We start from the raw sequence: 21,142 nt of genomic DNA on the forward strand, positions 1-21,142 counted from the left end.
CACTTTGCACCAAATCCCCCGCCCGGAGTAACAAAGACATCATGACTGATTCCCGTACGCCCACGCCCCGTCCCGCCACACCTGACGACGTCCACGAGATCGTCGCCCTCATCCGGGATTTGGCAGCTTATGAAAAGGAGCCAGATGCCGTCCGCCTGACTCCTGAGCGTCTGCGCGAGCAGCTCTTCGGGGACAATCCGGCAATTTTCTGCCACGTCATCGACGGCGCCGGCCCGCGCCTCGACGGCATCGCCCTGTGGTTTTTGAACTACTCCACCTGGGAAGGCACCCACGGTATCTACCTCGAAGATCTCTACGTGCGCCCCGAGGCCCGGGGCACCGGCAAGGGCAAGGCGCTGCTGCAAAATCTGGCACGCATCGCCGTCGAGCGCGGCTACTCGCGTGTCGAGTGGTGCGTGCTCAAATGGAATCAGCCGTCAATCGACTTCTACAAGTCCCTCGGCGCCTTCCCCATGGACGAGTGGGACACCTACCGCCTCACCGGCGAGGCGCTGAACACCTTCGGCGCCTAACTACCGCACCGCCACATCCGGAAAATTTCGCCGCGCCGCCACAATCGCATCCGAAATCGCCACGGCACGCTCATGCTTGACGACGTCCGCAGCGCCACAAAACTCCGCCGCAGTACCTTGGTCCCGACTGCGCTGTAACACCCAGTTATCCACTCCTGCGTCGGCCAATTGGTCCGCCAGTTGCGGGAGTGTCCGCAGCTGCTCCGGGCAGTCGAAGACCGTGGTCCGGACTTCGAAATCACCGCCCGCTGCTTGTAGTAGCTCCAGGCTGCGCCAAGCGCGTCTGGCTGCTCTTTCGGCTGCCGCCGAGCTAGTCGCACCGATTGCCTGCCCGTAGGCAGCCGGTTGGGGTGCGGCCTTGATATCCAGCCCCACCCAGTCAACAAGCTTCCAATCAAGAATGCGCGCCAAGATCTGCGGATACATCCCATTGGTATGCAGACCGATGGCAAAGCCCAGGTCACGAATCTGCCGGATGGCGGTCGGCAATCCGCGCTGCCGAGTTGGCTCGCCGCCGCTGAACACGAAGCCGTCGAGAAGCCCGCGCCTGCGGCGGGCGAGTTTCATGACTTCCTCCCACAGCACGTTTTCGCTGTCAGCGGTGGTGTCGCGGAGTTCAGAGTTGTGGCAGTACGGGCAGTTCCAGGAGCAGCCCTGCGTGAACACGGTGGCGACGATACGACCCGGCCAGTCCACCATGGAAAACGGGGTCAGCCCGGCGATTGTGATGTCAGGCATGGCTGACCGGCGCGGTGAATGTGGTGCGTTGGAAGTATTCGCCCTTCTTGCCGATGTTGAAACTGCTCACCGGCCGGAAATACCCCATGACTCGCGTCCACACCTCGGCATCATTTCCGCAGTTTGGACACTGGAAATGCTCACCGGCGAGGTAACCGTGTGTAGGGCAGATGGAAAATGTCGGGGTTACCGTGAGATACGGCAACCGATGGGTTTCCAGCGCGCGGCGGACCAGGGCCTTGCAGGAGGTGCCGTCGGCAAGCGATGCCCCGAGGTAGAGATGCAGAACCGTACCGCCGGTGTAGAGCGTCTGCAGCTCGTCCTGCGCGTCGAGCGCTTCGAAGGGATCGTCGGTGAGGTCGACCGGCAGTTGCGTGGAATTGGTGTAGTACGGATTGTCCTGAGTGCCGGCCTGCAGGATATCGGGAAAGGCGGCGCGATCGGTTTTGGCGAATCGATAGGTCGCGCCTTCTGCCGGAGTGGCCTCGAGGTTGTACATATGCCCCGTGGCCTCCTGGATTTCCACCAGGCGAGCGCGAATATGCTCGAGCACGCGGTGCGCCATAGCTTCGCCGTCAATCGAAGCTAGATCGGTGGCATCGTCGGTGAAGTTACGTACCATCTCGTTGCCACCATTGACGCCGATGGTGGAGAAATGATTGTCGAAGGAGGCCAACCAGCGCTTGGAGTAGGGGTAAAGGCCCAGCTCCATGAACTTATCGACCGCCGCCCGACGACGCTCCAAAGTATCCGCAGCCACGTCGATGAGATTGTCCAGTTCGGTGATGAGGCCATCCCAGTCGCCCTTATGGAGGTAGCCCAACCGAGCCAGATTGATGGTCACCACCCCAATAGAGCCCGTTTGTTCGGCTGAACCGAAAAGACCATTGCCGCGCTTTTCCAGCTCACGCAGATCCAGTTGCAGACGGCAGCACATCGAGCGAATTTGGCCGGGGTTCAAGTCAGAGTTAATGAAATTTTGAAAATACGGCAGCCCGTACTTGGCCGTCATCGCGAAGATGTCGTCGGCAAGCGTGCTCTCCCACGCGAAGTCCTCGGTGATGTTGTACGTCGGAATCGGGAATGTGAAGACGCGTCCGTCGACATCGCCGGCGCTCATGACGTCAATGAACGCGCGGTTAATCATCTCCATTTCGCCGCCCAGCTCGCCGTACGTGAAATCGCAGACCTCGTCGCCAATGAGCGGATACTGCTCGGCGAGATCTGCCGGGCACGTGATGTCGAAGGTGAGGTTGGTAAAGGGCGTCTGCGAGCCCCACCTGCTGGATGCGTTGAGTGAGAAGACCATTTCCTGCAGGCACTGCCGCACCGCGTCATAGCTCATGCGATCCAGGCGCACGAACGGTGCCATGTAGGTGTCAAAGGAGCTGAACGCCTGCGCGCCGGCCCACTCGTTTTGCAGGGTTCCCAGGAAGTTGACAATCTGCCCGCATGCCGACGACATGTGCTTCGGCGGCGCGGAGTTCACGGCATTCGGGACACCTGAAAAGCCCTCTTCTAGAAGCTGGCGGAGCGACCAGCCAGCGCAGTAGCCGCCGAGAACATCCAGGTCGTGGATGTGGATTGCTCCCTGCTTGTGGGCTGTGGCTGCCTCATCCGAGAAGACTTCGGAGAGCCAGTAGTTGGCAATCACTTTTCCGGCGACGTTGAGGACCAGGCCGCCGTAGGAGAAGTCCTGGTTGGCGTTGGCGTTGACGCGCCAGTCACTGCGATCCAGGTATTCATTAACGCATCCAATTGGGTCAATAGCAATACTATTCATAATTGCCGACCCTACCGGGCAAATTACACGGAAGTAAGTCCGCCGGTACGTGATACTCGTCACCAGCTGACACAAAATACATTGTTTACGTAAGCACAAACCACTACATTTAGTGCCTTAATTGATTTACTCCCCTGATTGCCGCTATCCGTTGTGGTTGTGGATAACTGTCAACCCGACCGAGTTATCCACAGGGACGTCGTTTAGCCGCCCCTCCCCCACATCCGGACTTTTACAGTCAAAGCATGACAGTTCTCGGGATCATCGCTTCCCTCGCCTCGCGCGGGATGGACACGCTGGCGGAGCTCCACGCCGTGCGTCCCGACGGCCGCGACGCCACCTCGCAGCTCGCCGCCGACCTCGGCCTCGATCCGGCCCGCCTGCGTCTGCTGCTCCGCGTCGCCGACCACTACCTCAGCCCCGCCGACACCGACGAGAACACCGCCGCCCGCGAACACGCCACCGCCCTCGCCCGCCGCCTGGGGCTCAGCCTGGACACCTGCGTGCTCATCGACAAGCGCAGCCGCCAAGCCAACAACTCCGAGCTTCACGACGGCCTGCGTCTCACCTTCGTCGAGGCCGCCGAGCGGCTCGGCTACGAAGAGCTCGACCTCTACATGCGAGAAACTCTCACAGAGCTCAACACCGACGACGAGCCGCCACAGCACCTGCGCGCCCGATTTTCCCGGAAGGTAGACATCCGGGGAATGAAGCACTTCCACATCACCGGGCCGGCTGGCATGATGGACGACCTACTGTCGCCACTGACCGTCCGCGCCGCAGAAATCCGGAAGGCCCATCCGGAGTTTTCACATGACCGCTGCGTCGGCCAAGCGCTCGAAGAGCGCCTCGAGTTTGCAGGAGTCGCGGGGCCCGTCGACAAGCTCGACGAAATGCGCTACCAACCGGCAATCATCATCACGGCACAAGATATCGTCGACTACAGCCCGCGCTACGCCGCGACGACCAACGGCTCCGCCCTCGCGCCCGACGTCTTCGTCAACGCGCTACTCGCCGACACCGGGTGGGCGGTGCTTTACGACGAGCACAACGCCATTACGGACTTATTTCCGCTTGGTAACCCCCGGCTGGCGACCGAATCCCAGCGCATCGCGATGCTCATCGACAATCCGCTGTGCGCTTGGCCCGGATGTAACCGCCCGGCCTACAGCGGTCAGGCGCACCATCTCGTCGCGCACAAACACGGCGGCGAAACGACGCTGGACAATCTCACCATGGTCTGCCGGGAGCACAACGCGCTTAACGACGACGACCGGGAGGGGCGAAACGGCCACTTGGAGAGAATCCCTACATCCGGACATGTGCGGTGGCGCCCACCGGATAAAACGAGGCCACCGTTGTTTAGCAACGCATTCGTGACGTCAATGTCCGGAAGGTCGTACGCCGGATACAGATCGGGGACCATCCAGCAGGCAGGACCAGAACCGCCACCGCCCTAAAAACGGGAAAACCCGCCCTAGCCCACTGGCTAGAACGGGTGTTCGCGCTGCACAGGTGCAGTATTAGATGAGGTTCCAATCCTCGATGCCGTCGTAAAGCGGGAATTCCTGGGCGATCTTCGAGACACGAGCGCGTAGGGAGTCAACATCCGCGTTCTTGCCGGCAGCCAGGGCGGTACCGATGACATCGGCGACCTCGGTGAAAGCCTTCTCGTCGAGACCACGGGTGGCCAGCGCCGGTGTACCGATACGAAGTCCGGATGTAACCATCGGCGGGCGCGGGTCGAACGGAACTGCATTGCGGTTGACGGTGATGCCAACCTCGTGCAGCAGGTCCTCGGCCTCCTGACCGTTCATCTCGGAGTTGCGCAGGTCCGCAAGCACGAGGTGGACGTCAGTACCACCGGTGAGAACATCGACGCCTGCCGCGGTGCAGTCGGAAGCGGTCAGACGCTCTGCGAGGATACGAGCGCCGGCGAGGGTGCGCTCCTGGCGCTCCTTGAACTGCTCGGTGCCAGCGATCTTCAATGCGACGGCCTTGCCAGCAATCGCGTGCATCAACGGGCCACCCTGCTGCCCCGGGAACACAGCGGAGTTCAGCTTCTTGGCGTAGTCCTGCTTGGCCAGGATCATGCCCGAACGAGGACCACCGAGAGTCTTGTGGACGGTGGTCGACACAACGTCGGAGTACGGAACTGGCGACGGGTGCAGACCAGCGGCGACCAGACCTGCGAAGTGCGCCATGTCGGTCCACAGCTTGGCACCGACTTCGTCGGCAATCGAGCGGAAAGCCTCGAAGTCCAGGTGGCGTGGGTACGCCGACCAACCTGCGATGAGAACATCCGGCTTTTCCGCCAGCGCCTGCTCGCGCACCTTGTCCATATCGATGCGCATGGTGTCCTTGTCCACACCGTATGCGGCGACGTGGTAGAGCTTGCCGGAGAAGTTCAGCTTCATACCGTGAGTCAGGTGGCCGCCGTGTGCCAGGTCGAGACCCATGATCTTGTCGCCGGCGTTGATCAGCGCGTGGAGCACGGCTGCATTGGCCTGCGCGCCGGCGTGCGGCTGGACGTTGGCGAACTCCGCACCGAAGAGTTCCTTGGCGCGGTTGCGTGCCAGGTCCTCGACGACATCGACGTACTCGCAACCGCCGTAGTAACGACGTCCCGGGTAACCCTCGGCGTACTTGTTGGTCAGAACCGAGCCCTGCGCCTGTAGGACTGCGCGCGGAACAAAGTTCTCACTAGCGATCATTTCCAGCATGTCTCGCTGACGAGAAAGTTCCCCTGCCATTGCCTCTGCGAGGTCAGGGTCGACTTCACGCAGTGATTGGTAGCGGACATCGTTATTGTTAGCCCCGGTCATGAGTGCGTTTTCGACCTTTCAATAAAACTTCAATGTCATAGGCCATGCTAACCCTTTCCGGGGCAAACCACGAAAGCGCCAGCTTCCCGGTATGCCCCCTTTAGCGGCCCGTTTTCCGATTTTGGCTACCCCCTTGGCACAATTGAACTATGACCCGCGCAACATCTCCCAGCCCTTACGTCGAGTTCAAGCGCGAGCAGTGGCGTGAAATGCGCAAGAATATGCCCCTAGTGCTCACGGCGAAGGAAGCCGAGCGACTTTCCGGTATCGGCGAAAACATCGACCTTCAGGAAGTCGCTGATGTCTACCTTCCGCTGTCGCGCCTGATTCACATGCGCGTTGCCGCCCATCGAGAATTGAACGTCACCACGTCGAACTTTCTCGGCGAGGACCCCTCCCGGGGCGCGGCGGTGCCGTTTATTATCGGCGTCGCTGGCTCGGTGGCGGTCGGCAAGTCAACGACCGCTCGTCTGCTCCAGGTGCTGTTGGAGCGTTGGGAGACCAACCCTCGGGTAGATCTTGTCACCACCGACGGTTTTCTCTACCCCTCCGAAGAATTGAATCGTCGCGGCATCATGCAGCGCAAGGGGTACCCCGAGTCCTACGATCAGCGTGCACTGATGAAGTTCGTCACCGCGGTGAAATCGGGTGCGCGCCACGTCAAGGCGCCGGTGTACTCGCACACGCTCTACGACCGAGTTCCGGATGAGTTCATCGAAGTCGACCGCCCGGACATCCTCATCCTCGAGGGCCTCAATGTCCTACAGACGGGCCCGACGCTCATGATTTCCGACCTATTCGACTTCAGCGTCTACGTCGACGCCCCACGCGCGGACATCGAGCGCTGGTATATCGACCGTTTCCTCCGCCTGCGCCAAACGGCGTTTCGCGCTCCGGGCGCGCACTTCGCCGATTACGCCACGCTTGACGACGAAGCCGCGGCTGAGGAGGCCCGTCGGATTTGGCAGCAGGTGAACCTGCCCAACCTTACGGAAAATATTTTGCCCACTCGCGTCCGAGCCTCCTTGGTACTGACCAAGTCCAAGGACCACAAGGTCTCCCGGGTGAGAATGCGGAAGCTCTAACATCCGGAAAAATTTCCGGATGGGGGATTATTTGCCGAACCTGCGCGAGCGCTGCGAATAATCCCGCAGCGCACGGAGAAAGTCGATGCGGCGGAACTCGGGCCAGTAGGTGTCGGTGAACCAAATTTCGGAGTAGGCCGACTGCCACAGCAGGAAACCGCTGAGCCGCTGTTCTCCGGAGGTGCGGATGACCAGATCGGGGTCTGGTTGTCCGGAGGTGTAGAGCCGACGCGAGATGGCGTCGGTGGTGACGAGTTCCTCAAGTTCGGAAGCGGCGACGCCCTCTTCGACGGCCTCGTGAATAATCTTGCGCACCGCGTCGACAATCTCCTGTCGGCCGCCGTAGCCGACGGCGATGTTGACCTGAATGCCGTTGTTGTTGGCGGTTAGTTCTTCGTCGTGGCGCAACCGGGTGGTCATTTTTTCCGGGAGGAGCTCCAGGTGGCCGACCATGCGCAACCGAACGTCGTGAGGCGAATGCGCCAGCTCATCGACGACATCAGCGATGATTTCGTACAGTAACGCGAGTTCTTCGGGCTGGCGCCCGAGATTCTCGGTGGACAGCAGGTAGATGGTGACCAGCTCGATGTCCTGCTCGGTGCACCACCCAACGAACTCCGCAATTTTGCGCGAACCGACGCGGTGGCCGTGGCTGACGTCGGTAAATCCAGCCTCCCGCGCCCAGCGCCGGTTGCCATCGGCCATGATGGCAACGTGCTTGGGGCGGGGCTTTCCTTCTAGCTCCTGGGCTAGTTTGCGCTCGTAGATCGGATATGCAATCCGCCTGAGTGAGGATGGCTGATTTTCTTTCACACTCGTAACCCTACCCAATGGGCATGGCGGAGTTACCGTTAGTCGCGTGCTTCACGACGCTTCCGGACTTCTGCAGCCAGAGTGCGCAGAAGGCGGTCGGTGGTTTCCCAATCCATGCAGGCATCGGTGACGGACTTGCCGTAGACCAGACCGTTGCGGCCGTCGGTGATCTTCTGGTTGCCGCCTTCGATGAAGGACTCCATCATGATGCCGGTAATGCGCTCATCGCCGGCACCGATCATCTTTGCCAGCTCCTCGACGACCTCTGCCTGGCGCACCTCGGACTTGCCGGAGTTGGCGTGGGAGGCATCGACCATGATGCTGACAGTCTGGTCGGCCTTTTCCAGACGAGCCACCGCATCGGCCAGGGATTCTTCATCCCAGTTGGGCCCGGAGGTGCCACCGCGCAGGATGATGTGGCAGTTCTGGTTGCCGGCGGTCTCGACCACGGCAGCGCGGCCGTCGTCGTTCATGCCGAAGAAGAAGTGCGGGTTAGCTGCGGAAACGAGCGAGTCCACGGCGACCTGAACGTTGCCGTCGGTGCCATTTTTGAAGCCGATTGGCATGGAAAGTCCGGAAGCGAGCTGGCGGTGCACCTGCGACTCGGTCGTGCGCGCACCAATCGCGCCCCAGGACACGGCGTCGGCGATGTACTGCGGGCTGTTTGGCTCGAGGAATTCGGCGCCGGCGGGCAGGCCGGTGCGCAGCACCTCAATCAGGACTTCGCGAGCCATGTGCAGGCCCTTAATAATTTTGTAGGAACTATCCAGGTCAGGGTCGTTAATCAGGCCCTTCCAACCGACCGTCGTCCGTGGCTTTTCGAAGTACACACGCATGACAACCAGCAGATCGTCGTCAAGCTCATCGGCCGTGGCCTTGAGGCGGCGGGCGTAATCGATGGCGGCCTCGGGGTCGTGGATGGAGCACGGTCCGACGATGACTAGCAGACGGTCGTCTTCGCCGGCGACGACGCGCGCGACATCGAGACGCGACTTTTCGACGTCGTTGATCAGGTCCGGCGTCAGTGGCTGCTTCGCCATGACTTCCTCCGGCGAGGGCAGGTCGTGGAATGCGACAACGCGACGGTTCGCGGTGGATGCGGGGGCTTCGAGTGAGGTCGGTGGGGTCATCGGGGTGCTCTTTCCTAAGTGCTGATATTGGGTTTAGTCACGCATGTTTTTGGTTCTAGATACGACAAAAGGCAGCGCCCCTAGTAGTGGGGCTGCTGCCTTTGGCTCCGGTTGTTGGCGACGTGACGATTGTCCGCCGGCTGAGACTAACTGGTCTCGGCCTCCGGAGCCTTCGAAAAATAAAATCGCCACATACGCATGTCGCTAATCGTACACCGCGATAACTAATCCCGCAATTCGAACACACAATCCCACAACGTGAGACGATATGTTCAGCACATCAAGCGCTTACCGCTCCGCTTCACGACGGCGTTCTTCTGCATCCATAGCTGCATCAATAGCCTCCCCATCGAACGGGTCCATATCGTGGGCTTCTGCAAACTTACGGCGAGCGGCCATGCGCTTGGCACGACGCGAAAGATCCCAGCCGAGCGCGAGGATAATGATCAGCAAAACAACAATGATTAGCAGGCCGACCGGCGAGGCCTTACCGAAGTCAGCGCCACGCGGACCAGTGGGATTCTGGGCGAGAAAAATTGTCGTGCGAGCCGCCAGGGCATCGAGGCTTTCAATCATGAGTTCCAGCTTAGCGTTAAATCGGGACTATTCCGCGTCCGGGTCAATACCGGCAAAAAGATCGGTTTCCGGCAGCTGCGTCTGCACGCGGGTGCGGGCCAGCTCGAATTCCTCAGTCGGCCAGACTTTCTGCTGAATGTCACAGGGCACAGCGAAGAAGGGACCATGCGGGTCAATCTGGGTGGCGTGCGCCAGCAGTGCCTGGTCTCGCTGCGGGAAGTAGTCGGCGCACTCGACCTGAGTGGTCACGCGCGTCATGATGTCACCCGGAGTCTTCGTCCAGCGACGGAAAGACTCTGCCAGAGGACTTTCCAGCCCGTTGTCGCGGTAGTAATTATCCAGCGCAATCAGGCGCGCCTTGATAAACCCGTGGGTGTAGTAGAGCTTGGAAATCTCCCAGGGCTCACCGAGCTCCGGGTACTTGTCGGTGCCGGACTCCAACCAGGCGCGCATGGAGACAATGTGGGTCATGATGTGGTCCGGATGCGGGTAGCCGCCGTTTTCGTCGTAGGTAATAACGACGTGCGGGCGGAATTCGCGGATGGCGCGGATTACCGGCTTCGTCGCATCCTCCACGTTCTGGCGGGCAAATACGCCGTGCGAGAGCACTGGCACGGGATTGCCCGACGGCAGACCGGAGTCGGTGAAACCGAGCCACTCATGCTCGATGCCGAGCGCCTTTGCGGCCTCTGCCATTTCATGCACACGCACAGCTGCAATGTTCTCACGGACATCTGGGCGATCCATTGCGGGGTTGAGAATGCTGCCAGCCTCGCCGCCGGTGCAGGTCACCACTTTGACGCGATGCCCCTCTGCGGCATAGCGAGCCATCGTTGCTGCGCCCTTACTGGATTCATCATCCGGATGAGCATGAATCGCCATCAGCCGCAGTGCCACTTTAAAGCCACTCCCCTTTTGTTCGACTGTGTGAATACCGTGCCAGTATAGTGTCACGACCGCGCAGGATGGCACCCGCGCCGCCATTATTGTTTACTCATCAACATTTTACCACGTCGCCCGGCAACTCCGATAGGCTAAGAGACATGGCTGAAAGTTCGGAGCGAAATACCGCAGTGCGACAGCAGCAACGCGCACGCTATGGCGATACCAAAAACCGCACGTTGCCGGCGAAGCTAGTTGTCATTGGCATTCTTGCAATGCTGGTTATCACTGGTGCGTATATCTTCGTTCAGATGAATCGTGTGTCCGCCCCGGATGTCTCCGCATCCCAGGCCGGATGGAGCCGCACTCCCGGCAAGGAAGATGAGCAGTTCATTTTCACGTTGGACGTGACTCGTGAGAAGCCTGAGCTGGACAGCTACTGCATCATCTACGCACTGAACTACGACGTAGCTGAGGTTGGTCGCCGCGATGTCTTCATCCCGGGCGGCGGTGAGAAGACGGTCCGTATGGATGTCCCCATTTCCACTCGTGAGATGGCTGTCGCCGGCGATGTCTACGGCTGCTCCACCGAGATTCCGGAATTCTTGAAGCCCGCAAAGTAAAGCGCAAAGTAAAGCCAGTTTTACCTTTTCGGCCCCGCCGTTATTGCCATCAGGCGTGACAGTGCTATCCTGTGACGCATTGACGGCCCCAGGCGGGGCCGCTTTTGTATTAAACAGGCATAAATCACAGGAGGAACCATGACTGAGGCACAGAACAATAGCCCATGGCTCACCCAGGAGTCCTACGACAAGCTCAAGGCTGAGCTTGAGGCGCTATACGAAAACCGCCCGGTCATCGCGGCTGAGATTAACGAGCGTCGCGAAGAGGGCGACTTGAAGGAGAACGCTGGCTACGATGCTGCCCGCGAGCAGCAGGGCCAGGAAGAGGCACGCATCCGTTACCTCGAAGACCTCCTGCAGCGCGCTACCGTCGGCGAAATCCCGCAGGAGTCCGGCGTGGCTCTGGTGGGCACTGTTGTCCACGTCTACTACGACGGCGACGAGGACGACGCCGAGACCTTCCTCATCGGTACCCGCGGTGCAGACTCCTCCAACCCGAACCTGGAGACCTACTCCACCGACTCCCCGCTGGGCAAGGCACTCATTGGTGCCAAGGAGGGCGAGACCCGCACCTACGCTTCCCCGAGCGGCGACGAAATTTCCGTGACCGTGGTCAAGGCTGAGCCGTACAACCCGGACATGGATGCCTAAGCTCTTTTAGGCTTTTGCTCTACGCCGCCTCAATCCAGGCGGTGACTTCCGGCCACAACTGCCGATTCTTGGACCGATAGAAGCCCATATGGCCTATCGGTCCATTTTTTGTCCCCTTACCCGCTTCAACATCGCGCTTTACGACGTCACACTGCGCGGTCTGATTGGTCAAAATGTCAACTGCCGAGCGATTGGCCCACAGATCGTCGGTGAATACCACGGACAGCAGTGGTCCGGTGGCCTGCGCGAAACGCTCGGCCAAATTGAACTCGGGATCGTCGAAGAAATACTGCTTCTTCCGGGTCCACTTACCCCACTGTGTCATCACACCAACTGGGATTGACTTGCCGACCCCCAGTGTTTCGACGGGCACATACCCCATGAGGCGTGAGCAAATCGGGGTGACAATATTAAAGATTGTCCATACCTTGGCACGCTCTGCGGCCGTGCTAATTGTTCGGGTAATGCCCGCGTGGCTGGCAATCATCACCATGGCATCTACAGGCTTTTCCGCCTGTGTGGCCAGCATGCCGTGAGCACCTACTGAGTGGCCGACTCCGACATGTTTGGCGTTCGGGAACTTCTCTTTCAGTGCAACCGTGGCAGCCGGAACATCGTAGAGAATCCAGTCGCTCATCCGGATGCCGCGGTCGCGCTTGGCATCGCCGGTAGCCGATGCGCCGGTGCCGCGGAAGTCATAAATTAGAGCTGGCATTCCCGCCTCCGCCAGATTAATGGCGAACTTGCGGTAGAGATTCATATCCACGCCCGTTGCCGGGTGGAGGACTGTGGCTTTGGTAACCGAGGATTCGTCGTCAAGCGGAAGCACCCACTGCCCCGCTAGCGTTACCCCGTCTGAACAGATGATGCTGGTTGGTTCGATGCGGTGCGTTGACTCAGTCATGGCTCAAAACTAAAACACTACAGCGCATGCTTTATGGGGAACCGAAAAATTTGTGACAACAAAAGAAAAACGCCGACTCACCCCGCGGTGGGATGAGCCGACGCTTAGTCAGCGAGACTTAAAAGTTTAGTCCCTGAAGTAGGACAGCAGACGCAGGATCTCGGTGTAGAGCCAGACCAAGGTCACGGCCAGGCCGAGAGCGACGCCCCAGGCGTAGTTAGCCGGAGCACCAGCGCGAACCAGACGGTCTGCCTGATCGAAGTCAATCAGGAAGCTGAAGGCAGCCAGGCCGATGCAGACCAGCGAGAAGATGATAGCCAGCGGACCACCGTTGTACAGCGGCATGCCCAGGCCGAACAGCGACAGCAGCAGGTTGCCCAGGACCAGAACCAGGACACCGATCAGCGCGGCGCTCATAAAACGAGTGAACTTCGGCGTCACGCGGATTGCGCCCGACTTGTAGACAAAGAGCATACCGATGAAGACACCGAGGGTGCCGAGCACTGCCTGCATAATCAGTGCGCCAGCGGAAATACCCTGAATAGGAGCGGTGAAGGCGAAGCTGATGCCGCCGACGAAGAGCCCCTCAAAGGCGGCGTAGGTCAGCGTGACAGCAGCGGAGCCGTACTTCTTACCGAAGGTGGAAACCAGAACGGTGATCAGACCACCGATGGCACCGACCATGGTGAGAATCATGGCCAGGCTGGTGGAGACACTGACGGCGATGAAGAAGTTCACCGCAGCGGCAACGATGATGGTAGCCAGCGTGATGCCAGTCTTCGAAACCACATCATCGACCGTCATCGGACGGTAATCAGCGGCAACCTGCGACTGGTAGGGATTCATCCCGTAGTCGGCGCCCATCTGACCATGGCCGTATTGCTGCATTCCCGACTGTTCGCGGGCGACGGTCTTAGTTAGTGAACTGAATGCAGGATTGCTGCTTTCGCGCACGTCGTCCTTCTTTCTTTTCTCTTAGAGATTTTGAACTGATTTTTACGTACATTGTCTACAACGACCGAGCCCCGCCTATTGTTCCCAACCTGAAAAAACGGTTATTATCAAGGTAATTCCTCGCCTGTCAGCAGGCGTGGCCCACCCCGTGTGATGATGAACAGGAGGCTGGTCAAGATGTCAGACGGCCTTGACTATGACCCGGATACCACTGGTGACTTCGACGAGACCACGTTGGATGGCTCGGAGGGGCTCGACGGCGTGTTCCTCACCGGTGATGGTGAAAACTACGTCATGGATGCCCCGGATCGGTGGCGCGGGGCCGAACCGCATGACACGCTCGGCAAGCGCTTGGCCGAGGAAAAGCCGGACATCGACGCTGATGATGACCTCGAAGAGGATCCAGAGATGCGCTACGGCGACGTCGATGGTCACGAGCCGTTTGAATTCGGCAACGACGGCCCCCAAGATCCGGACCGCAACCGTCGCCTCGGTTGGACGACCTACTGAGTTTTCAGTAGTTTTGCCAAATTTTCTATCTCGTTGCGGTGTACGTCAGTAGTATCTGACACATGACAGCATCTACTGCTACTTCACACCGCAATTCCATTCGCAATCCGCTTGATGAAGCCCTGGTGACTCGCCTACTAAAGCGGGTCACGGTGGCTGATCAGTCGGACACTAAGACTATTTCGACGCCGTTTACCGGCGAGGAATTGGCGCAAATTCCCGTCGGTACGCAGTCCGATGTCGATGAGGCATTCAAGCGTGCACGCGCTGCCCAAAAGGTGTGGGCTCGGGTGTCGATGGCACAGCGCCGTGATGTGCTCCACCACTTCCACGACCTGCTGTTTACGCACTCCGACAAAATTCTGGACGTACTACAGGCGGAGACGGGTAAGAACCGCGCCAGCGCCCATGAGGAGCTCATCCACACCGCTATTACGGCTCGTTACTACGGCAATCAGGCCGAAAAGATGTTGGCGCCAAAGAAGGCCCATGGCGCAATCCCGGTGCTTTCCCAGACCACCGTCTACCACCATCCCAAGGGTGTTGTCGGCGTGATCTCGCCGTGGAATTACCCACTTACCCTGGCTATTTCCGATGCGCTCGCCGCTCTCATGGCCGGCAATGCCATTGTGCTGAAGCCGGATAGCACCACGCCGTTTACTGCGCTGCTCGCCGTCGATCTGCTCTACCGCGCTGGCCTGCCTGACGACGTCTTCCAGGTCGTCCCCGGCCCCGGTCGCGTCGTTGGCCAGTCGATTGTCTCGCAGTGCGACTACCTGATGTTTACCGGTTCCTCCGAAACCGGCCGTGGCCTGGCACAGCAGGCCGGCGAGCGCTTGATCGGTTTCTCCGCTGAGCTCGGCGGCAAGAATCCACTGATTGTCGCCGAGGATGCCAATGTCGACCGCGCTGTCGAGGGCGCTCGGATTGGTGCATTCACCAACTCCGGTCACCTGTGTGTCTCCATCGAGCGCATCTATGTCGCCGATGCCGTCTGGGATGAATTCGTCCCGGCGTTTACTGACCGCGTCAAGGCGATGTCACTCGGCATTGGCTACGACTGGGAAATTGAGATGGGTTGCCTGCAGTCGCAGAGCCAATTCGATACGGTCAAGACCATGGTCGACGAAGCTATCGAGGCCGGCGCCACTGTGCTTGCCGGTGGTCGTCCGCGTCCGGATTTGGGGCCGCTGTTCTACGAACCGACCGTGCTTACCGACGTCCCGGAGGACGTTGCTCTGTTGACCGAAGAGGTATTCGGTCCGGTGGTTGTCCTGCACCGCGTCGCCGATGTTCACGAGGGCATTGCCAAGGCCAACGATTCCCGCTACGGCCTCAACGCGTCGCTGTGGACCTCGCCGAAGCGAGCAAAGGAATTGGCGCCACAGATTGAGGCTGGCTCCGTCAATGTCAACGATGGTTTTGCAGCATCCTTTGCATCCGTCGATGCCCCGATGGGTGGTTTCAAGGAATCGGGTGTGGGCCGTCGTCAAGCGGAGGACGGTTTGCTGAAGTACACCGACGCGCAGACCGTGACTGTTCAGCGCATTACCCCGGTGTCCATGCCGGCACTGCCGCGTGAGACATACGCGAAGGTGTTTAACGGCGTGCTGCAGCTGGGTAAGAAGCTGCGGATTCTGCCATAGGAAAAAGCCAGGTCAGAAAACTCTCTGACCTGGCCTTTTGGTGCCCCCAGTGGGACTCGAACCCACACTGAAAGGGTGTTAAAGGGCGATAATGTTGGTTCCTGTCATTGACCGAGATTCCTATTATTGCAGCTCAACAATCTAGTTATCCCGTCTAGTTTCGCCCATATTCATTAATTCCGGTTATTATTTGGACACTTTTTGGACAGTTCCTGCCGTGTTACACTTCCTCGTCCGCGCCTGGAATCAACTGGTCTGCGAATGCTGCAACGTCCACCGCGTCACGTGCGATATAGAACTTCTCGGTAATCGAGCTGTCGGCATGACCCATTGCAACAGCAAGAGACCACGGGTCAAGGTTGCCTTTGCCGACGCTGCTAAACGTCCTCCGAAGCGTGTGGATTGTGACGTTCTTCCACCTCTCCCCGCGTGCCGTCCGAAAATCTTCGTTAAAGTTGTTCTCCCACCTGTACGTTCCCGTAGCCGACGGAAACACCATCGGAAGATAATCGCCGTGACGCTCCCTATTTCTTCGAATAATCTCCATTGCTTTCGGCGCTAGCGAAATTGAGCGCGTGGCCGCGTCGGTCTTTCCGTGCTCCTGGCGAATGTTCCCGGTCGCCTTCGAGTAACTAATCGTTGCGTTCAGAGTGAGGACTGGAGGGTCTTTTTCCTCGTCAATGTCGCTGAAGTTGAGCGCTAACAGCTCCCCTGCTCTAAATCCTGTGAGCAGCGCTAGGACGCACACGTCGTAAACGTATTCGTACTTACTCTTCTTTAGATCCTCTAGGAACTCGATTACTTCATCGGGTGTGAGTCGGTTTGCTTCCTTCTTCGTTGCCTTTAGTGGTCTGACGTTTTTCATTGGGTTATGGCCGATGAGCCGGTATCGAGCAGCGAGCCCGAACGCTCCGTTGAGGACTGTTCTGCACTGTTGGACGTTGCGACGCTTATGCGAGTGTAGCCACTGATCCATGACGAGCGGGGTAATCTCGTTGAGCCTTAGTGCTCCGAGGGTGGGCTTTAAATGTTTTTCGATTACGTCGGTGTATCTATCGACGGATTGCGGTCGTGTGCCGTCGGTCTTTTTGACGGCTAGGTATTCGTCGAGCAGTTGAGAGAATGTGCTTGTCGAGGATAATTCCGAGTGGTCGGTGTGTTCTTCGAGGCGTTGTGCGCATCGTTGCTTCAGTGCGGTTTTGGCTTTGTTCTCTGACTTTCCTCGTGCTCGTACTCTGACGGTTTCGCCTGTGGTGAGTCGTAGTCTCGTGTCCGCTTCCCAGCGGGTTGGTTTTCCGTCTTCGCCAGTTGTGACTGGATTTATGTTTATCTCGCCCCAGGTTCCTGGGGTGAGTGCTGGTCGGCCTCGTGCCATTGTGGTGGTTCCTTTTCGACACTTTCGACACGGCTGTCGAAAGTTGTTTTTACGTGTTGACCTGCGTTTTCTACACTTTCGACACTTTCGAAAGAGGCATGCGAGAAGGACTATTGACTCGCCTCATCTATTGAACAAATAATTTTTCATCTGAGATTTTTCGCATAGTGCTTTGATTGGCCTGGCCTACTACGAGACCCTTATTAATTTTGGGAACGGAACGATCCAATTTCTGGGAAGTTGCCTTCCTCCCACCATGGATTAATTCCATCAGCCCCTTTACTCATTCTGATCTCAGTTTCGAGTCCGGCGTCGTTTCGAAGCTGGATAGCGTCCCTTACGACTTGTGCGTGCGACTTAAGGAATGCCCACAAGTCTCTGGTCGCTTCCGCGTTTATCACCTCTGGGTCACTCGCAGTTGCCAGCGTTTCAATCGCTTCTCCGAGGAAGTCTGGCACGCCTTGTGCCTCGTTGAGTAAATCTTTCACTGCTTCTCGGCAGTTACTCATATACGTGTGAACATCTGACAGCGCTGGGTTAATCGGTTCGGATACAAGTCTTTCAACCGGCACTTGGAAGACCCTTGCAAAGGCAACGGCTTCAAGGACTTTCGGCTGCTGTTCACCATTTTCGATTCTGCGCAAAGTCGTTGGGTGCATCTCGACTCCAGCCATTCTGTCGAGTCTTTCTATTAGTTCCTGCCTAGACATTCCCGCGGACTTTCGGAGAGTTCCTACGTTTTGGGACACGAAATCTTGGATTGGTGTCCATCCACTTTCGGTACTAATTGCCATGACCTACACCTTTCCGGAATTGTCCATGTCGTGTTGACCATAGCGGACAATCCGACTATAGTCGTTTTTAGATGTTCACAGCGGACAACACGTAGCGTGTTTATTTTGTTCGCCCTGTGTGCATTATTCTATCCAGACCACCCCAATAAGGAGTAATTGTGAAGCTCTCCTTCAACCCCTCCGAAGTAGCACCACTGCTAGGAGTCTCCCGGTCTTCGGTCTACGAAGCGATCCGAAACGACACTTTTCCGACGCAAGTAATCAAGGTTGGTGGCCGCTACGTAATTCCAGCAAAGCCTCTTCTTGACCTACTTGGCATCGACGAACTACCGGCAGAGCCAACCGCCGCTTAACCCAAAGCGCAGACCGAAAGGAAAAACAGTGACCAATTTCCACAACGCCTTTATCGTCTTAACCGCCACCGAAACACTTCCACTCATTCAGGAGCACATGCCAGACCGCTCACCAGAAGGCGCTCCGTGGGAATTCGAGGTTAAGGAGATCCTCGCCGAGCGCATCGAGCCTGCATTTCGACGAGTACTCACCGACTACATCGACGTCGTTAAGGGCGAAAACTACGAGTTTGCCCCCAATATCGACAAGGAAGAAATGCTCGACGGCATGATTGCCCACTTCGGCAAGGACACGCTTCTCACACTCATCGCAAAGGACTCCTTCACCGCTGCCATGAAGTACCTGGCAGGGCAGAGTGAGAAGGCGGTCATGGGAATGATCGCCAATCTGAAATAAGAAAAGCGCCTTATCGCGAAGAAGTAAGACGCTTTTCCGAACCCAAAAGCACTAAGAAAGGAGATCAACAGTGCAATACCATTCTAACACCAATATCGAACATAATTCCGATACACGCACTGCCACTCAATCGAAAAGGCCACGTCGCCGCGCCGCTCACCTCATCGAGCACGAAACCAAAGAAGGCCTCCAGGCTAAGTGCGGCCACTTTATCCACAAGCAGCACATCGTCCGAGTCGGCAATCCATCCGAACACTCCGAGTACTACCCATGCAAGACCTGCTACACGCTCGACGCCGCCGAAAAGGAACTAGAGCAGGACACCGCCCTTCTCCTGCTCTCCAGCATTCACTCGCTCACAAACAAGGAGAAGTAAGCCCATGACTCCAATCACCTGCGACCTGCTTCTCGACCAGGCCGACGAAGAGCTCGTCTTCGACATAACCGACCTTCTAAGCCGCCTAGATTGCAGCGATTCTACAGACCACCGCCCTATCAAGGCAGCAGCCTAAATCGTTGGTGTGACAAAACTCCGTGACGAAACATCACGATATCCCGGAACGGTTCATTTGACGAAGTTCGATTCTTCGACCGGGAACAAGGGATTTGTCTCCCCTCCGGATCCCTTTTTTGCAACCTGCTGGCTCCATGTTTTAGGAGGAATGGTGAGTTCACACTCACAGAAGATTAGTTACCGAGGTACGCAGTTCCTCGCAGCAATTCTTGACCTTACGCCCGGCCTTCGCCAAAAGACGCTGGAAAGCGTAGAGGCATCAGACTTCACAACAGAGCCTTACCGCTTGATCTACAAAACGATGCTGGAGATTCCCGGCCTCGGCACTATCTCTGGACGTGAGGCAATGGGGCTTGCTCTTTATGACCAGGCCGTCGCCAATGGTTCCTTAAATGGGGAATTCGGCTTCAGCGTCCAGCAGGCTCTTCTGGATATTGCGACCAATCAATCCACCGGAGACATGGCACTGCCTCTTGCCAAGGCTCTCCGTGAAGACCGCTTCCGCAATGAAACCTGCGCAATCTTCTCCCGCCTTGCCAAGGAGACGAAGACCGCACCGCTGGAGACTATTCAGGCGTCACTCAAAGAGGTTTACCAGCCGGAAATTGACCTGTTTCTCCGCATCGAGCAGCCACACCGCCGCCTAAAGGAGGCGGCCTAACAATGACCGCAAAGTCCATCAGTGAACATCTCGACAATCTTGCAGATTGGTTCGCCAAATACATGGTGTTCCCCAACAAGCATGTAGCACCAATGCTCGCACTCTGGACAGCGCATACCTACCTTGCCGAGCAGTTCTACACAACTCCTCGACTGGTGGCCAGTAGTCCAGCACCACAATCAGGGAAAACTCGGCTCATTGAGCTGCTTGAGTTGGTGGCATACCGGCCATGTATGAGTGCAAACATGACTCCCGCCGCACTCTTCCGAATGATCTCATCACAATCCGGAGAAGGAGGAACTCCCCCGACAGTCATTCTCGACGAGGTAGACACCATCTTCGGTGCTCAAGCGACCAGCAGCTCGGAAGAATTACGCGGCCTACTCAACGCTGGCTACAAGCGTGGCGCCCGCGTCTACCGATGCACCGGAGAAGGCTCAAACATGTCTGTGGCGCCATTCGAGTGTTATGCGCCGGTAGCACTCGCTGGTATCGCAGGAAACCTGCCAGACACCATCGCTACCCGCTCAATCATTGTCAATCTCAAGCGTCGACGAAAAGGCGAAAAGATTGCATCTTATCGCGAGCGCACAGCCATGTCCGAGATCAAGGACACCAAAACTGCTATCGCCGAATGGTGCAATGCAAACCGAAAGAACATCGGCATTCCAACAATGCCCGAAGGAGTCGAAGACCGCCCAGCCGAAACCTGGGAACCACTTCTCGCAATCGCAGACATGGCTGAAGGCCACTGGCCAGAGACTGCCCGAAATGCGTGCAAGCATTTTGTATTTGACACAAAGCTAGAACGGCCGACTCTTGAAATTCAGCTTCTCGAAGATGTGCGCGAAGTATTTGTGCAACACGAAGTGAAGCAAATGCCTACCGCCGAATTGGTGATGAAGCTCCGAAGCCTCGACTCAGCACCATGGAGCACTATCGGCAAAGACGGGCTAACCGCCTACAGTCTGTCTCGCTTCCTCTCTCAGTTCGACGTGAAGCCAGTCCAGTACAAGGACAGCACCAAGCAGAAGAAGCGCGGTTACATTTTCGGAGCAACGAGTAAGCAAGCCGGTTTGGAGGACGCCTTCGACCGCTACCTCCCCGCCCTATCCGGGAAGTCCGGTACCTCCGGTACTTCCGGTACCTCGCAGGTCAAGGCGGGTGAAAACGGTACCGCATTGGCAAGCAGTACCGGTACCGACTCCGGTACCAAAACATCAAAACCTCAGCAGGAAGAGCCGACCTTGGACTTCACGGTACCGGCCTAGAAGCACATCAGTACCGGTACCAAACCGGTATCCGGTACTAATTCCACCCCTCTGACCTGCACGGTACCGGATGTACCACTTGTACCGGACTTCCCAGAAGGCATGGGAGAGGGGAGCCAAAACA

At 57.9% G+C, this 21,142-nt stretch carries 23 protein-coding genes; 12 read left to right on the forward strand and 11 right to left on the reverse strand.

The annotated features are described in order from the left end of the window. Positions 1-41 precede the first annotated feature (41 nt). Positions 42-533, forward strand: a complete 492-nt coding sequence (locus tag Q4E11_RS07435) for a GNAT family N-acetyltransferase (protein WP_303164860.1) — start codon at positions 42-44, stop codon at positions 531-533. Here the strand turns inward: Q4E11_RS07435 and Q4E11_RS07440 are convergent, their stop codons facing one another. Both Q4E11_RS07440 and Q4E11_RS07445 read right to left on the reverse strand, forming a co-directional pair. Beyond that, complete coding sequence (locus Q4E11_RS07440) at positions 534-1,271, reverse strand: anaerobic ribonucleoside-triphosphate reductase activating protein (RefSeq protein ID WP_303164861.1); 738 nt, start codon at positions 1,269-1,271, stop codon at positions 534-536. It abuts the gene before it with no gap. Continuing rightward, positions 1,264-3,054: a ribonucleoside triphosphate reductase gene (locus Q4E11_RS07445; protein WP_303164863.1), complete on the reverse strand. Its 1,791-nt coding sequence runs from the start codon at positions 3,052-3,054 to the stop codon at positions 1,264-1,266. The genes Q4E11_RS07440 and Q4E11_RS07445 overlap by 8 nt, the downstream gene beginning before the upstream one ends. 245 nt (positions 3,055-3,299) lie before the next feature. Between Q4E11_RS07445 and Q4E11_RS07450 the strand changes: the two genes are divergently transcribed. Continuing rightward, a complete protein-coding gene (locus Q4E11_RS07450; protein WP_303164864.1) occupies positions 3,300-4,514 on the forward strand; it encodes an HNH endonuclease signature motif containing protein in 1,215 nt (404 codons plus the stop codon). A gap of 63 nt (positions 4,515-4,577) precedes the next feature. Here the strand turns inward: Q4E11_RS07450 and glyA are convergent, their stop codons facing one another. Then, positions 4,578-5,879, reverse strand: coding sequence for a serine hydroxymethyltransferase (gene glyA, locus Q4E11_RS07455; protein ID WP_303164865.1), 1,302 nt, complete (start codon positions 5,877-5,879; stop codon positions 4,578-4,580). Positions 5,880-6,028: 149 nt separating this feature from the next. Here glyA and coaA point away from each other — a divergent pair, with 149 nt between their 5' ends. Continuing rightward, complete coding sequence (gene coaA, locus Q4E11_RS07460) at positions 6,029-6,964, forward strand: type I pantothenate kinase (RefSeq protein ID WP_303164867.1); 936 nt, start codon at positions 6,029-6,031, stop codon at positions 6,962-6,964. A gap of 27 nt (positions 6,965-6,991) precedes the next feature. Here the strand turns inward: coaA and Q4E11_RS07465 are convergent, their stop codons facing one another. From Q4E11_RS07465 to mca, 4 genes are all read right to left on the reverse strand, one after another. Further along, a complete protein-coding gene (locus tag Q4E11_RS07465) occupies positions 6,992-7,777 on the reverse strand; it encodes an isoprenyl transferase (protein WP_303164868.1) in 786 nt (261 codons plus the stop codon). A 38-nt stretch (positions 7,778-7,815) separates the two neighbouring features. Next, positions 7,816-8,907: a 3-deoxy-7-phosphoheptulonate synthase gene (locus Q4E11_RS07470; RefSeq protein ID WP_303164870.1), complete on the reverse strand. Its 1,092-nt coding sequence runs from the start codon at positions 8,905-8,907 to the stop codon at positions 7,816-7,818. Between the two features lie 288 nt (positions 8,908-9,195). After that, the gene (locus tag Q4E11_RS07475) at positions 9,196-9,483 is read right to left on the reverse strand and encodes a hypothetical protein (protein ID WP_303164872.1); all 288 of its coding nucleotides are present in this window, start codon (positions 9,481-9,483) and stop codon (positions 9,196-9,198) included. 27 nt (positions 9,484-9,510) lie between these two features. Beyond that, positions 9,511-10,365, reverse strand: a complete 855-nt coding sequence (gene mca / locus Q4E11_RS07480; RefSeq protein WP_303165095.1) for a mycothiol conjugate amidase Mca — start codon at positions 10,363-10,365, stop codon at positions 9,511-9,513. A gap of 161 nt (positions 10,366-10,526) precedes the next feature. Between mca and Q4E11_RS07485 the strand changes: the two genes are divergently transcribed. Both Q4E11_RS07485 and greA read left to right on the forward strand, forming a co-directional pair. Beyond that, positions 10,527-10,988, forward strand: coding sequence for a DUF4307 domain-containing protein (locus Q4E11_RS07485; protein WP_303164874.1), 462 nt, complete (start codon positions 10,527-10,529; stop codon positions 10,986-10,988). Positions 10,989-11,126: 138 nt separating this feature from the next. Further along, positions 11,127-11,639, forward strand: a complete 513-nt coding sequence (gene greA / locus Q4E11_RS07490) for a transcription elongation factor GreA (protein ID WP_303164876.1) — start codon at positions 11,127-11,129, stop codon at positions 11,637-11,639. Positions 11,640-11,658: 19 nt separating this feature from the next. On the opposite strand, the gene Q4E11_RS07495 is transcribed toward greA, so the two are convergent. Together Q4E11_RS07495 and Q4E11_RS07500 are read right to left on the reverse strand one after the other, a co-directional pair. Next, on the reverse strand, positions 11,659-12,543 hold the full coding sequence (locus Q4E11_RS07495; RefSeq protein WP_303164877.1) for an alpha/beta fold hydrolase: 885 nt from the start codon (positions 12,541-12,543) through the stop codon (positions 11,659-11,661). A 126-nt stretch (positions 12,544-12,669) separates the two neighbouring features. Next, positions 12,670-13,497: a Bax inhibitor-1/YccA family protein gene (locus tag Q4E11_RS07500; protein ID WP_303164878.1), complete on the reverse strand. Its 828-nt coding sequence runs from the start codon at positions 13,495-13,497 to the stop codon at positions 12,670-12,672. Between the two features lie 177 nt (positions 13,498-13,674). On the opposite strand from Q4E11_RS07500, the gene Q4E11_RS07505 reads away from it, so the two are divergent. After that, positions 13,675-14,007 (forward strand): hypothetical protein, encoded by a 333-nt coding sequence (locus Q4E11_RS07505; RefSeq protein WP_303164880.1) that lies wholly within the window; start codon positions 13,675-13,677, stop codon positions 14,005-14,007. A 62-nt stretch (positions 14,008-14,069) separates the two neighbouring features. Next, on the forward strand, positions 14,070-15,653 hold the full coding sequence (locus tag Q4E11_RS07510) for a succinic semialdehyde dehydrogenase (RefSeq protein WP_303164881.1): 1,584 nt from the start codon (positions 14,070-14,072) through the stop codon (positions 15,651-15,653). A gap of 220 nt (positions 15,654-15,873) precedes the next feature. Here the strand turns inward: Q4E11_RS07510 and Q4E11_RS07515 are convergent, their stop codons facing one another. Both Q4E11_RS07515 and Q4E11_RS07520 read right to left on the reverse strand, forming a co-directional pair. After that, complete coding sequence (locus Q4E11_RS07515; RefSeq protein ID WP_303164883.1) at positions 15,874-17,028, reverse strand: site-specific integrase; 1,155 nt, start codon at positions 17,026-17,028, stop codon at positions 15,874-15,876. A 203-nt stretch (positions 17,029-17,231) separates the two neighbouring features. Beyond that, a complete protein-coding gene (locus Q4E11_RS07520; RefSeq protein ID WP_303164885.1) occupies positions 17,232-17,822 on the reverse strand; it encodes a helix-turn-helix domain-containing protein in 591 nt (196 codons plus the stop codon). A gap of 158 nt (positions 17,823-17,980) precedes the next feature. Between Q4E11_RS07520 and Q4E11_RS10635 the strand changes: the two genes are divergently transcribed. The 5 genes from Q4E11_RS10635 (at position 17,981) to Q4E11_RS07540 (ending at position 21,018) form a co-directional block, all read left to right on the forward strand. Beyond that, positions 17,981-18,175, forward strand: coding sequence for a helix-turn-helix transcriptional regulator (locus tag Q4E11_RS10635; protein WP_368410412.1), 195 nt, complete (start codon positions 17,981-17,983; stop codon positions 18,173-18,175). 28 nt (positions 18,176-18,203) lie between these two features. Beyond that, entirely contained in the window at positions 18,204-18,572 is a 369-nt protein-coding gene (locus Q4E11_RS07525) for a hypothetical protein (protein WP_303164886.1), read from the forward strand. A gap of 70 nt (positions 18,573-18,642) precedes the next feature. Further along, complete coding sequence (locus Q4E11_RS07530) at positions 18,643-18,948, forward strand: hypothetical protein (RefSeq protein WP_303164888.1); 306 nt, start codon at positions 18,643-18,645, stop codon at positions 18,946-18,948. A gap of 286 nt (positions 18,949-19,234) precedes the next feature. Next, positions 19,235-19,747, forward strand: a complete 513-nt coding sequence (locus Q4E11_RS07535; RefSeq protein ID WP_303164889.1) for a hypothetical protein — start codon at positions 19,235-19,237, stop codon at positions 19,745-19,747. A gap of 2 nt (positions 19,748-19,749) precedes the next feature. Then, a complete protein-coding gene (locus Q4E11_RS07540; protein ID WP_303164890.1) occupies positions 19,750-21,018 on the forward strand; it encodes a DUF3631 domain-containing protein in 1,269 nt (422 codons plus the stop codon). Positions 21,019-21,142: the final 124 nt, after the last annotated feature.

Origin of the sequence: Corynebacterium sp. (genome assembly GCF_030532195.1) — a bacterium.
GTDB lineage: Bacteria > Actinomycetota > Actinomycetes > Mycobacteriales > Mycobacteriaceae > Corynebacterium.